At 67.7% G+C, this 13,264-nt stretch carries 8 protein-coding genes; 3 read left to right on the forward strand and 5 right to left on the reverse strand.

Annotated features, from left to right (window positions below; all coding sequences use genetic code 11):
- The first annotated feature begins 508 nt into the window (after positions 1 to 508).
- On the forward strand, positions 509 to 2,281 hold the full coding sequence (locus ACG2DA_RS17330) for a DUF262 domain-containing protein (protein WP_395257099.1): 1,773 nt from the start codon (positions 509 to 511) through the stop codon (positions 2,279 to 2,281).
- Positions 2,282 to 2,374: 93 nt separating this feature from the next.
- Here ACG2DA_RS17330 and ACG2DA_RS17335 read toward each other — a convergent pair whose 3' ends face one another.
- Positions 2,375 to 4,915, reverse strand: coding sequence for a S8 family peptidase (locus ACG2DA_RS17335; protein ID WP_395257101.1), 2,541 nt, complete (start codon positions 4,913 to 4,915; stop codon positions 2,375 to 2,377).
- A gap of 3 nt (positions 4,916 to 4,918) precedes the next feature.
- Positions 4,919 to 5,872 (reverse strand): AAA family ATPase, encoded by a 954-nt coding sequence (locus ACG2DA_RS17340; protein WP_395257103.1) that lies wholly within the window; start codon positions 5,870 to 5,872, stop codon positions 4,919 to 4,921.
- Positions 5,873 to 6,178: 306 nt separating this feature from the next.
- Here ACG2DA_RS17340 and ACG2DA_RS17345 point away from each other — a divergent pair, with 306 nt between their 5' ends.
- Both ACG2DA_RS17345 and ACG2DA_RS17350 read left to right on the forward strand, forming a co-directional pair.
- A complete protein-coding gene (locus tag ACG2DA_RS17345) occupies positions 6,179 to 7,024 on the forward strand; it encodes a hypothetical protein (protein ID WP_395257105.1) in 846 nt (281 codons plus the stop codon).
- Positions 6,993 to 7,223, forward strand: coding sequence for a hypothetical protein (locus ACG2DA_RS17350; RefSeq protein WP_395257107.1), 231 nt, complete (start codon positions 6,993 to 6,995; stop codon positions 7,221 to 7,223). The genes ACG2DA_RS17345 and ACG2DA_RS17350 overlap by 32 nt, the downstream gene beginning before the upstream one ends.
- 1,087 nt (positions 7,224 to 8,310) lie before the next feature.
- Here the strand turns inward: ACG2DA_RS17350 and ACG2DA_RS17355 are convergent.
- The 3 genes from ACG2DA_RS17355 to ACG2DA_RS17365 all read right to left on the reverse strand — a co-directional run.
- The gene (locus tag ACG2DA_RS17355; protein WP_395257109.1) at positions 8,311 to 9,849 is read right to left on the reverse strand and encodes an arylsulfatase; all 1,539 of its coding nucleotides are present in this window, start codon (positions 9,847 to 9,849) and stop codon (positions 8,311 to 8,313) included.
- 65 nt (positions 9,850 to 9,914) lie between these two features.
- Positions 9,915 to 11,069, reverse strand: a complete 1,155-nt coding sequence (locus ACG2DA_RS17360; protein ID WP_395257111.1) for an alpha/beta hydrolase fold domain-containing protein — start codon at positions 11,067 to 11,069, stop codon at positions 9,915 to 9,917.
- Positions 11,070 to 11,151: 82 nt separating this feature from the next.
- Positions 11,152 to 13,264 (reverse strand): right-handed parallel beta-helix repeat-containing protein (locus ACG2DA_RS17365; RefSeq protein ID WP_395257113.1); only part of this gene is annotated, 2,113 nt, incomplete at its 5' end.

A 13,264-nucleotide genomic window follows, 5' to 3' on the forward strand; every position in this document is an offset into this window, starting at 1 on the left:
CCTGCTGCACCTGCTGGGCTTGGACGACAACCGCCTGACCTATTTCCACGCCGGCCGCCACAAGCAGCTCAGCCAGTTCGGCGGCGAGGTGATCCAGGACCTGCTGGCCTAGAGCCTGTGAGGAACGGTCGCGGAGAACGCGGCCGGGCAGGAGGCCGGCGCAGGCCAGCCGCCTTCGGCGCCGACCGGGCGGTCCGGGAGCTCGTGGCGGGCGGATACTGCGGCGAACTCGTTGGGCAGGCGGCACTGGGCCACGATGGGGCCTCAAGGGCTGGATTCAGCCTTTGTTGCGCGAATCCCATACCGCGTTTCTCTGTCCGGTTCTTACAGTCGCGGCCCGGTCCGAATGGGGGCGGAAGTCCGGCTGATCGGTCTAACCCGAAGGTCCCCGCGTCAGGCGAGTCCTTTGATTCGCCCTCGGAGCGTCAAAGCGGTGGACTCTGCGAGTCATGAGTACTCTTGCAAGCTCGCGCGAACTTGAGCCCCCCTCCTCCTCGAGCGGACTCCGATGTACCAAACCGGCGGCACCATCAAGGAAACGCTTGAAGCGGTTCAGCAGACGAAGTACGTCCTCCCGGCGATCCAACGCGAGTTCGTGTGGAAGCCGGAGCAGATCGCCCGGCTGTTCGACAGTCTGATGCAGGGCTACCCCTTCGGCACGTTCCTGTACTGGAAGGTCGACGCGGCGAACAGCGATAAATACAAGTTCTATTCGTTCGTCTGCAACTACCACGAGCGCGACGACCCGCACTGCCCCCAACTCCCCGTTTTCCACGGCACCGAGCTCACCGCCGTGCTGGACGGCCAGCAGCGTCTCACCGCGCTGAACATCGGCCTGTGCGGCTCGATGGCCTGGCGGCTCCCGTACAAGTGGAAGAGCAACCCAAACGCCTATCCCGAGCGACGCCTCTATCTCGACCTGCTGGCAGACCGAGACGACGCGGACGAAACGGGCGAGAAGTTCCGCTTCGAGTTCCTGATGGAAGAGCGTGCGGCGTCAAAGAACGAGGATGAGTGCTGGTTCAGGGTCAGCGACATTCTCGGGATGGAGAGCGGCCCGCCCATGCTGGATTGGCTGAGCGACCGACTCCCGCAGAAGAAGTCCACCCAGGCGTTCAAAGTCCTGCACCATCTCCACCGCGTCGTTCACGACCAACACCTGATCTCGTACTACGAGGAGAAGAGCCAGAACCTCGAGAAGGTGCTCAACATCTTCATCCGCATGAACAGCGGGGGGACCGTGCTCTCCTATTCCGACCTGCTTCTGTCCATCGCCGTCGCCCAGTGGTCCGGGGACGCCAGGAAGGAGATCCACGACCTGGTGGACGAACTCAACGCGACGGGCGAGGGGTTCGCCTTCTCAAAAGATCTCGTGTTGAAGGCCGGACTCATGCTGGCGGACATCGGCAGCGTGAATTTCCAAGTGCAGAACTTCAACCGGGAGAACATGGAGATTCTCGAACGGCGGTGGCCGGACGTGAAGCGTTCCCTGAAGCTCGCGGTGCAACTCCTCGCCGGCTACGGGTTCAACGAGAAGACGCTCCGGGCCGACAGCGCCGTGCTGCCCCTCGCCTATTACCTCCGCCACCGGGGACTTGACGAGAAGTACCTTTCCCACAGCAAGTACGAAGCGGACCGGGCGGCGATTCGCACGTGGTTGATCCGCAGCCTTTTAAAAGCGTCCGGCATCTGGGGCAGCGGCCTCAGCACCCTCCTGACCTCGATCCGGGACACGATTAAAACACACGGTTCGGAGAGTTTTCCTGCCCGTAAGCTCTACGAAGACATGGCGAAGCGGGGCAAGTCGCTGCACTTCGCCGAGGAGGAGATCGACGAACTCGTCGAGATGCGGTACGGCGACAAGCGGCTGTTCTCCCTGCTCACCCTGCTGTTCCCGTTCATCGACGTCACCCACCATCACTTCCACGTCGATCACGTCTTCCCGAAGTCGCGTTTCACGAATGCGAAGCTGAAGAAGGCGGGCGTGCCCGAAGAGGACTTCGACGATTTCAAAGAGATGGCGGACTCGCTGCCGAATCTCCAACTGCTCGAAGGCGCCGAGAACGTGGAGAAGCGGGCGTCGATGCCCTCGACCTGGATGGACGGCGCACTCTCCGCTCCCGCACGCACCAACTACTGCGACAACCACCTTCTCGGCGAGGTCCCGGACACGCTGACCGAGTTTCGAACGTTCTACGACGCTCGCAGGGACGCCCTCCGCTCCCGGATCGTCCAGCTTCTCGCCACCCGGGAAGCCGACGCACCGCCCCCGGAAGGCTGAAAAGCGTTGCCGCCGGCACGGCGGCTCCGACGCAACGACGTCCACCGACCGAACAGTTCGCGGTTTTCATCGAAGCGGCCGTCGCCACCCCGTTCAGCTCTCGACGGTGACGGTCGCCGGACCCGCGGGCAGTGCATTGACGATCGGCGTGCGGAGGACGACGGACCGGGTCGGTTCGGCGGTCTCAATCGTGACCAGGAGGGCGTACCGGGCGTCGCTGTCATACCGGGCGTGATGCGGCCGCTCCTTCCACCAGCCTCCCGCGGGGACGACGGCGACGCGGCCGGCGTCGGCGAGTTCCTCGGCCGTCCCGTGCCACGTATCGGAGTGCAGCGATCCCCGCTCACGCAAGCCCCGCCTGACGGACCAACTACGCCGATCTTCACCCGCCCGGGTGCGGTCGTCTTCCTCCACGCCCTCCCAGCTGCACCGCCTGGCGAAGTCCGCCGCGGTTTCGTCCGGCCGCGGGACGCGGAACTTTAAGCCGTGCGAGCGATACCGGGAGGGGCGGGACCAGCCCGCGCCGCCGGGACTCGGCTCGACGAAGTAGGAGAGCGCGACCCGCATCCGGACCGGCGCGTCGCCGAGCCGCCGCAACTCCTCCCCGGGCCAAGGCAGTCGGTGGAGGTGATATTCGTGCGAGACGACGGCGTCGCCCTCGGACCGCCGGAACGGGCGGATCGTCTCCTGCCGGATCATCGTGGCGGAGTCGTTCGACTGCCGCAGCATGGCGTCGAGGTTCGCCCGCCCGTGCCCGTAGACCTTCAGGCGTCGACTCCGTCGTGCGTCGGGGAACTCTCGCAGCATCTGGTCCGTCCACTCGGCGCAGCGGGTGAACAGGCCGCGGACGGTTTCGGGCCAGAAGTCCGGGTTCCGGGCCGCCACGATCGCGGCGTAGCTCGTCGCCTGCGCCGCGGCCTCGCTCGTGTCGCCGGTGAGGCCGAACAGGCCCCCGGTGGAAGTCTGCGCCGTGGTCAAAAGTTGCAGGTCCGGCACCTCATGGACGGTTACGGCCGTCCCCAGCAACCCGCCGCCGCCCGTCTGGCCGCAGTTCCCGCCTTCCAGCACGACGTCCGGCTTGACCGGCCAGCGGTTGCCGGGCCATGCGAGGGTGGTCCGGCTCGCGGGGCTGAGGCCGCCCCGCGGGGCGAGCGGGATCACGCTGTCGGCGAGGTCGCTCGGGACGCCCTCACGCTCCGTATACGCCCCCACGGTCAACGCGTTCCAAGCTTGCGCCGGCGACTCCGCCGCCGAGACGTGGTTCCGGTCCGGGTATCCGGCGACGTTCTCGCGTCCGCGGACGTTGCCGGCCGCCACGACGAACAGTCGCTTCGGGTCGTCCGGCGCTCCGGCGGTCGCGTCCGGCGCGAACCGCACGCCCGCGGCGGACCGGTCGATCGCGGCGGACCAGGACGACGGGCCGCCGTCGGTGTTGCCGTCCTGCGTGCTGGCCAGACAGAACACCCGCGGACGGTCCGGGTGCGAGATCTCGACGGCGGACACGGCGTTCAACGTCCGGAGGCCGTCGAGGTCCGGCTCCTCGCTCGGCGAGCCCGTCGTGAAACGGACCGATTCCAATCCGTGGTCGAGGGGGACGGGGATCGTCCCCTCCAGCTTTTCGTGCAGCGCGTCGGCGTACAGTGCGACTCCGGCGAGCCCGGTCCCGTGACCGTGGCTGTCGACGACGCCGCCGCGACGAATCGTGGTCAGGACGCCGCCCTCGGCGTACGCCGGGCCGAGCAGCGGGTGCGCCGGGCTGGTGCCCGTGTCGATCAGGCAGGCGGCGGGCGCGGTCGGCGGCGGGAACCCGACGCGGCGGGCGAGAGCCTCGACCAGCTGCCGTTGCCGGTCCGGCGGGTAATCCAACGTCTCCACGACGAGCCGCCGGGCGCGACGCAGCTGCACGAGCGTGTCGAACAGCCCCGGCACCCCGGCCAGATCGGCCCGCCGCCCCCGAACTTTGAGGACGACCCGTTCCGGAAAGACGAGAAAGCGTCCCACCGGCACGGCCAGATTCGACCCGGCGGCCTTGGCTCGAAACTCTTCGGCGACCGCGGCCGGGTCGCTCCCGGACCGGAGCCACACTTCCCAGAAGTGGGCGGTGTCGTCGTCCGGGAAGATCGGCTCGTCGTCCCGCCACAGTTCCTCGAACGTCGCGGCCCGGATCGATTCGACGAAGGCCGTGATCGCGGCGGCGCCCGGCGGGTCCGTGCCGAGATCGCTCTCGGCGTACGCCCGGAACCGGTCGGCGAAGCGGTCCACCTCCGCCAAGGCGAGGTACACGACCACCCGACGGGCCGTCGGGCGTCCGTGCGGTTCGGCGTCGATGAGGTCGACGCCGCTCGCCGGCCGGTCGAACGCGGCGACGGGGAGTTCGAACTGCTCCGGGGCCTCCAAGGTCAGCACGACGCCGTGCCCGTCGCGGACGGCGTCCCGGCGGTCGCGTCCCGCCGCGGCGAGCGCGGCGTCGGTCGCCGCTTCCAACTGCCGACCGACCGCGGCCCCGTGGGCGGCGCGGTTCGGCCGCGGCGGCGGCTCACGGTCGGGCCCCCCGACCCGTCCGGCGTAGGCGTACCCCGACGAGACCGGCGGCGTGGGAAGTCGGATGTGCTCGTAATCGCCGCCGCGGGGCATCGTCTAACGGGGTTCGGGGACGGTCCGCTCCCGATCGCGCAGGGCGGCGACGAGTCGGGCGGTCGAAACGCTCTTCCTCCCCGCGAGGACGGCCGCCTTCGCGGCGACCTCGCAGGCCCGCACGACGTCCGCGTGGGAGAGGCCCGCCGCCGCCGCGGTCACCTTCGGCCACGACAGCCGCCGCGTGTCGAGCAGCGTCAGCCGATTCTTGACCAGCGCGGGGATCTGGCCGGCGTCGGGGAGCGGGAACGTCAGCGCCTCGTCGAACCGGCGGAACAGCGCGAAGTCCAAGAGGTCCGGCAGGTTGGTGGCACAGACGAACAGACTGTCGGAGACGTCCCGTTCGAGAAGCTGCAGCAACGCGCCGACGGACCGCCGCACCTCCCCGACGTCGTCGCCGGCGGTCCGGTCCGCCCCGAGTCCGTCGAACTCGTCGAACAGGTAGACGCCCGGCGTCTCGGCGGCGGCCCGGAACACGCGGGTGAGTCGTGCGGCGGTCTCGCCCAAGAACTTCGAGAACACCCCGTCGGGCCGAACGACGAAGTGCGGCAGGGCCAGCTCGCCCGCCAGCGCCTCCGAGGCCATCGTCTTGCCGCACCCCGGCGGCCCGGCCAGCAAGAGCTTTCGGGCGGGACGCAGCCCGTGCGCCCGCAACTCGTCCCGCCGGACCGTCTCGGCGACGACGTTCCGTAGGCGGTCGCTCAACGCGGCCGGCAGGACCATCTCGGACAGCCGGGTCTTCGGATAGGACGCGACGAGCAGGTCTGTGAGTTCGCCGGCCGGCGTCGCCATCGGCACCGCCGCGGGCCCGTCGAGGAGATCCCGCAGTTCGGCGGCGACTCGGCCGCGGCCGGCCCGCGCTTCGCCGGCGGCGATCTGCAGGGCCACGGTCCGAAACGCCGCGTCGTTCCCGGCGGCGTGGCTGTGGAGGAGGGCTTTGACCTGTTCGGCGTTCATTATTGTCCGCCGGACGGGCGTACACGAGTGTTCTGCGCGGCTTCACCGCCGTCAACGATCCCCTCGCTATAGTTCGGTCGCACGGTCGTCGAACTCCGGACAGCCTCCCGACACCGTCCATGTCTGCCAAAACACCGACTCGCCGCAGACGACGCGGACGCTCGCGTCCTGAGCGAACCGACCACGGCGAACGCCGTCGCGGTCGCTCGTAGACTTCAGCCACGGAGTCGGTCTCAACGACCCGTCGATGTCGTATCGTGCATGGGTGCAGGAGCTCCCGGACGCCGAACGTTGAGCGAGTCACAGATGCAACCGATCCGTGCCGAGGATCTCGAACGCTGGGCGGGCGGCACGCTCGAGCCGCGCGGCCTCTTGCCGGAACTGGTCCGCAGGCTCGTCCACGGCGCCACGCCGGAGGCAACCCGCGTCGACTTCCCGGCCGAGAAGAGCGTCGGCCGGGGCGGCTGGGACGGCACCGTCGTCACGCCGATCGCGAACGCCTGGGTACCCGCGGGCCTGAGTCGGTGGGAGATGGGCGTCGACGCCGCCCCGCAGACGAAAGCGAAGGGGGACTATGAGAAGCGGCTCGAAGGCACGCCGAAGTCCGCCCGCCGCCGCGCCCACTACCGGTTCGTCACGCCGCGGCGCTGGCGCGGCCGGACGGACAAAGAAGCGTGGGCCGACGAGCGGGCCGGCGACGGCTGGGCCACCGTCCGCGTGCTGGACGCCGACGACCTCGAACAGTGGCTTGAAAACGCCCCGGCGGCGGCGTTCTGGTTCGGCCGGCTGATCGGCCGGTGCCCGGAGGCGACCGCCGTGAGCGACTACCTCGGCGACCTCGCGGAGCTCACGCCCGTCCCGCTGCCGCCGAGCGTCTGGCTGGCTGGGAGGAGGGGCGTTCAGGGACACGTCGAGCAGTTTCTGCAGAGTCAGCCGGCGTCGACGGCGGTGGAGGTCGGGGCGACCGGGGACGGCTTCGAGGTCCTCTGGGCCGCGGTCCACGAGCTCGTGGCGGTGGTCGATCGAGGTCGCGTTCCGCGACGCCAAGCAGCGGCTGGGCGTCTGCGAGCCGCAAAACCGCACGACGCAGGCCGTCCGGCGCACGGCGGCGACCGGCTTTTTGCTCTACGGCCTCGTCGTCTGGTGGCATGAAACGATCCGCCCGAAGCCTGCCGACTCCCTCCGCGGCTGGTCGGGCAAGAGCGGGGCGTCCTTCGCCGACATGCTGGCGGCGTTGCGGCTGGAGTGCCTGGAAACCACGAGTCGAACGAGTTTTCCGACCCCCGCCCGCGGCCCGGAGGTCCGAAAACTCCTCGACCATCTTAAAACCCTGCTGACGCTCGCTGCCTGAAACTGCGAAAGCCGAACTTAGGAACCGAGGACCGTCAGCCGGAACCGGGCGGCGCTGCCCCGGGCCGGCGGGCCCGGCGATCTGCAGCAGGGCGTACAGTTCCGCCCGCTCCTCGACGGGAAAGAAGTTCTCCACGAGCACACGCGTCGCCTTGAGGCGGTCGGCCGGGTCTTGGAGAAAGACGATGAAGTCGAGATCCAGCGTCGCGGTCGCCTCCTTCCTGCGGTCGTCGCAGGGGGCTCCGTGTTCGTCGAAGCACTCCCACAGACCGTCGCCGGAGAGGTGGAAGAACGGCCGCCGTACATTCGCCAGCCGGTTGCGGCGGCGGGCGACGATCGCCCAGAACGCGCCGAACCGGAGAACCAACGCGGGGGAGAACGTCAGCGTTCGTCCGTCGGGGGCCCAACTCCTCGAACTGGTCCGGCAAATCAAAGCGATTTCACCTGAAGTTTAGCGCGGCGGGAGGTCGGTTCGTAGTTCAGGGCGGTCCCGATCCAGTTGAGCCGACGCATAAAGCCTCTTCTCAAGACCTGCGAGACTACGTTCTTGCCGACCGCGACGCTGGCGAGCCCACCGCCGCGGTCGCCTGCAATTACCGCGTCAGTCGGGCGTGGCCGCAATAATCGGCACGACGGCCCCGAGGAGATCGCAGGTTCAATCCTCTACGCCGAAGGCGAGATGCGTTTCTCGAAGGCGCACGACGTGACCGTCCTTGGACCGGCGGCGCTTCCCGTCGAGAAGCGTTCGCCCAAAGCGGTCGCGGAGAAATGCCCGAACGGGGCCTCGAGATCGGCGAGCCCGCGGAGAAGGACGGCGCGGACCGGCCGTTCATCCAGCGGTTTGACGTGACGGAGCAGAACCGAAACGGTCCCTCAGACGCCGTAGAAAGCCAGTTCGATGCGGACTGCTGAGGGGGTTCACGCAACCGGCGTCGCGGACGTTGGTGAACGTCCGCGGGACGTGCCGCCGAAGGTCGATGACGCGGCAGTCCCAAGGCCCGCGTCTCCGGGCCGTGCGCGAACCGACGCCTCCGGCCGCAGGAGCGCCGGAGGCGTCATGAAAAGCTGGCGGCGAAGACCCGGACGGCTCAGTCGGCCGCCGGCCCGCCGGCTTTCGAGGCTCTGCGGGCCCGTCGCTTGGCCGCCCGCGTTTCCGCCTCGTCGTCGCCTTCGCGAAGGTGACGGCTCATCTTTTTCAAATCTTCGGCCGAGGGGCTGCCGCCGAACTGCTCGTAGTACAGTTCCTGGAACGGATTGACGGCGGGACCGACAGCGTCTTCGTTGACGAACCGCGGTTGAACGTCGATCCACCACCGGTCGTACGTCGCCGCGAGTCGCTCGGCGATCTCCGGGTATTCGTCGATGACGTTCTTCGTCTCGCCGGGATCGGCTTCGAGATCGTACAGCTCTTCGTTGCCGACCAGGGTGAACCGCGAGTTTTGAATGGACGACTTCGCGTACTTCGACCGGGCCGCGTTCCCGGTCTTCCAGCGCCCGGTGTGATGGACGAGCGTCCGGTCGGGCCACTCGGCTTTGGGATTCTTCAGTAACGGGAGCAGACTGCGACCTTCGACCTGCCGCTGGATTTGCGGCGTCGTCGGGGCGCCGGCGATTTCGGCCAGCGTCGGGAACAGGTCGAGGTGCGCGGTGAGGGCGTCGCAGGTCGCGCCCGCGGGGACCCCGCCGGCAGGCCAGCGGACGAAGCAGGGTGCGAGCGTGCCGCCCTGCGTCACGGAGTTTTTGCCCCCCCTCAACCCGGAGTCGAAAATCCGCCGGCTGATGCCGCCGCCGTTATCGGTTCCAAGATAGACGACCAAGGTGTCGTCCTCCAGATTCCACTCCTTCAACTTCGCGAGCAGCTTGCCGAAGTTCCAGTCGATATTTTCGACCATTCCCAGGTAGCGGGCCAGGCCGTCGCTGACGCCCTCGTCGCCGAGGCGGCGGCAATACTCGTCCGGAATGACGTGCGGCCCGTGGGCGGCGTTCAACGAAACGTAGGCGAAGAACGGCTGTTTCGACCGCCGCCGTTCGTCCATCCACTCGAGCGCTTGGTCGAAGAACAGGTCGGTGCAGTATCCCTCGGTCTTCACGAACCGCCCGTTGTGCCACAGGGTCGGGTCGATGTTGGTGTTGTCGGGGGCGTCGCCGCAGGACCCGGGGAAGGTTTGGCCGATCCCGCCGCCGCCGTGAATATAGACCTCGTCGAACCCGCGGCTTTCCGGCCGATAGGGTTCCTCGTCGCCGAGGTGCCACTTCCCGAAGATCCCGGTCGCGTAGCCGGCGGTTTTGAGCATCTGCGGCATCGTAAACGTATCCAGGCTCATCCGTTCGCGTTCCAAGATGGTGTGCGTCACGCCGTTCTTGAACTCGTGCCGGCCGCTCATGAGCGCCGCCCGGGTCGGGGCGCAGGTGGGGCTGACGTGGAATTTAGTGAACAGCAGACTTTCTTTCCGGAAGGCGTCCACCGACGGGGTTTTCAGAACGGGATTGCCAAGACAGCTGTAGTCGCCGTACGCCAGATCGTCCGGCATCACGAGGATCACGTTGGGCTGGTCCGCCTCCGCCTTCGCGAACAGAGCGTGCGGAACGACCGCGACGAACGCGACAAGGAGGAGGCTCGATTTCATGATCTTCTCGGGGGTGGAGTCGGGGGGCCGTCGACGGCGTTGCACGCGGAGTTTGAACGAGGACCTTACGGTACGGCCTTTTGCGATGCGGCAAGTCGATCGGTGAAAAACTGCACGGTGCGCTGGACGATCGCGTCGCGGGACGGCTCGATTTCGGCGCCGACCTTCCGCCAGTTGTGGCCGGCGTTCTTCACGATCAGGATTTCCAACGGGGCGCCGACGGCTTCCGCCCGTCGCTTCATATGATAGGCGTGCTTGACCGGGATGGTCGTGTCTCGATCGCCCTGGATCATCAGCAGCGGCGGGCTGTTTGCGGAGAGCAGGTTCACGGGGCTCATCTCCCGATAGATCGCGAGTTTGTCCGCAGGGTCGGCGTCGGGCCGCATCAGTCGCGCGGCGAACCGATCGCGAAAGTCCGGGCGGTCGTCGTGGTTGAACAACTCCGTCTTCTCGAAGTCGCCGGGGCCGTACCAGGAGACTCCCGCGACCGCCGTATAGGGGACGGACGCGAGGTCTTCGTCGCCCGGCAGCGCGTCCGGCGAAGACAGCAGCAACATTTGGGCGATCTGGCCGCCGGCCGAGTCGCCCATCAAGAAGAACCGCTGCCGGTCGAGCTTCAGCGCGTCGCCGTTTCTCGCGAGGTAGCGGACCGCGTCCTTCGCGTCGATCACGCAGTCGCGGATCGCGATCTCGCCCCCCCGGCGCCAGAGGCGGTAATCGACTGAAGCGACGGCGAAGCCGCGGTCGAGCAGCTTCGAGAAAACCTGGGCGAACAGCCCGTTGGCGGCGCCGCGGCGGCTGCCCGCCGCCCAACCGCCGCCGTGCGTGTAGACGACGACCGGCCGGGGGGAATCCGACGGCGTCTCCGGGTAATAGAGGTCCAGACGCAGGTCGCCTTGCGGCGTTCGTTTATAGACGACGTCGAGCTTTCGGTCTCCGGCGGTATTGAGGTACGCGGCTCGTTCCCGCCGCAGTTCCTCGATCGAGAGCGTCTGATCGCGGTTCGTGTCGAGGCTTCGAAGGCGTCTCCAGGCCGCGGCGTCCTCCTGCTTCTCGAACGTGCCGTTCCCGTCCCGGTCGATCCGACGCATAATCCGCGCGGCCCGCGCGAGTGAGGCGCGGGCTCCGTCTTCGGCGTCGGTGGCCGGTTCTTGGCCGACCGCGATCCCGCCGAACGCGGCGACGGCAAGCCAGAGGGGGCAGCGGAGGCGGTCGGTCATCTCGGCGCTTCTCGAAAACGCGATTGGTGAAGTCTGATGTGGAGCGGCTTACCAGAACCGTCGATCCGTGCGGCGGGCAGCGTCACTCGACCGGGCCGACCTTCGACCTGTCGAACGGGACGAACCCGAGTTTCAACGCGGGCGAGTCGGGCCGAAGCCGGAAATCGCCGTTCTCCGGATCGACGAACTGCGGATCGACGGCCAAACTGTGAGCGTCCACGCCGTCTTCCTGTTGCTCCCGCAGGAAACGTTCGCCCGCCGCCGGATCGGCCTTGCAGAAATAGATGTTGAAATCGGTGTCGGCGTTCTTGGCCAGCGCCAGACGGCGTCCTCTTCGATCCTCGGCGACGCGCTCGTTCCGCGCCGGCAGCTCGTCGATAAACGTGCAGGGGGCGGAAGCGGCGTAGAAGACGTTTCGCCGAATCGCGGCGCCCGCCATCGGACCTTCCCGCAACGCCAGGTAGTAGCCGCGGGGCGGGGCGAGCACGTTCGCCACGATGTTGTTCTCACAACGGTTGTTCAGCTTGAGGAGGATCCCCTGCGAGGTGCATCGATCGATCAGGTTCTCGGCGATTAACGTATCCGTCTGCCCGCCGTCCGTGCGGATCGCCGCCTGCATGATCATCGGGGCGACGAGATCGTGGATGTAATTGCGACGGATGACGTTGCCGGGGCCGGCCCCGCGGATGTAAATTCCGTTGCCGTCCCCCAGCGACTCCATCGCGTGATGGATCTCGTTGTATTCGATCAGATTGTCGCGGGCGTGAAGATAGGGGACGACGTCGTCCCGCCGCGGTCGCTTCGGCAAATCCGGGATCTCGTGTCGCCGGACCGTTCTGCCGAGTTCCCGGCTCCGCTTGGTGAAGAAGTCCGTCATGCAGCCGGAGACGATCACGGCGGTGTAGGGCGTGTGATGCACCAGGTTGTTCGCCACCCGGTTCGCCCCGCTCTGCCAAACCATGATCCCGGGCGAGTGCGAGAGGATGCGACCGACGTGACGGATGCGGTTATTTTCGACGCGGTTGTGCTTGTTGACGTCTTTGACGCCCGGGCCGTAGCCGCACAGCAACACGCCCGTACCGCCGATCTGCTCGATCAAGTTCCCGGAGACGGAGTTCCGCTGTCCATGGAGATCGACGCGGACGGCCCCGCCGCCGCTGTGGGCGAAGCGGCACCGCTCGACGACGCAGTCTTCGGCGCCCCGGAAGCGGACCAGCGCGGTGGCTTTGTCGTAGAAGTCCCAATCGTGTTGCAGCCCGGCGTCGCCCGGGAGGATCTCGTACCGGTCCCCGTGCAGGAACGTGAGGCCCTCAAACCGCAAATTTCTCACCGGCTCGTCCTGCGGCCCGTCTTTGTCGATCGCGCCTTTGACGCGGACGAGCTCCTTCAGTCGTGGAACGACGACCGCGCGAGGGGGCGACGCGGGCGAACCGTCCCGCGGCCAGAGATAGAGCTTTCCCTGCCGGGCGTTCAGGACCCATTCGCCCGGTTCGTCGAGCTCTTCCAGCACGTTTTCGACCCAACACGACGCGGTGTCGCGGAGGAAGTGCAGCCGTCTCATCGCGTACGTCGCATCGACGGACGTGCGGGCGGTCTGGGCGTCGACGTCGACCGATCGCAGCGGCAGGTAATTGACGATCCAGGCGTGATGCGGTCGCACCACGATCTCCACGTCCTCAAGATTCGACCAGTTTCGCAACCGCCCGGCCGGAAAACGAAGCAGGTCCCTGCTGCCGCCCTCCAGCGGAATGAACCCCTTTGAGCGGGCCCGCGGTAACAATCCTTCGGCGTCGTAGAGCGTGCGGAAGCGGCCGTCGACGTCGGCGACCCAAACCTTGCCGACCGCTTCCCGCGGCAGCCCCGGCGGCGCCGTCGTGACTCGTTTCCAATTGAGAACCTCTTCACCGGAACTGAACGCCGGCGTTTCGCCGGGAAATGCGGCGTAGGTGACCGTCGTCTCGCCGGGGCCGGAATCCCGCAGCCCGAAGGTCGCCGTCTCCGAGAGTCGATAGCGTCCTCCGCGGATCAGGACGACCACGCTGGTCGTTCGATTCCGGTCGAGCGTCCGCACGGCGTCGCGGGCGCGCACGAGCGTCGCGAAAGGGCCGTCCGTTCGCTGCGCGTTCGGTTCGGGAAGGGCGCCGGACCACGCGTCGTCCCCCTCGGGCGAAACATAAAAGTTCGCCGTCGAGGCG

The sequence above is a fragment of the Alienimonas sp. DA493 genome, from assembly GCF_043951915.1.
In the GTDB taxonomy this organism is placed as follows: Bacteria; Planctomycetota; Planctomycetia; order Planctomycetales; family Planctomycetaceae; genus Alienimonas.

Excerpts from the sequence above, each read along its gene's own strand:
- ACG2DA_RS17360 (WP_395257111.1), bottom strand. The coding sequence starts at position 11,069 with ATGACCGACCGCCTCCGCTGCCCCCTCTGGCTTGCCGTCGCCGCGTTC.
- ACG2DA_RS17330 (WP_395257099.1), top strand. The coding sequence starts at position 509 with ATGTACCAAACCGGCGGCACCATCAAGGAAACGCTTGAAGCGGTTCAG.
- ACG2DA_RS17355 (WP_395257109.1), bottom strand. The coding sequence starts at position 9,849 with ATGAAATCGAGCCTCCTCCTTGTCGCGTTCGTCGCGGTCGTTCCGCAC.
- ACG2DA_RS17340 (WP_395257103.1), bottom strand. The coding sequence starts at position 5,872 with ATGAACGCCGAACAGGTCAAAGCCCTCCTCCACAGCCACGCCGCCGGG.
- ACG2DA_RS17335 (WP_395257101.1), bottom strand. The coding sequence starts at position 4,915 with ATGCCCCGCGGCGGCGATTACGAGCACATCCGACTTCCCACGCCGCCG.
- ACG2DA_RS17345 (WP_395257105.1), top strand. The coding sequence starts at position 6,179 with ATGCAACCGATCCGTGCCGAGGATCTCGAACGCTGGGCGGGCGGCACG.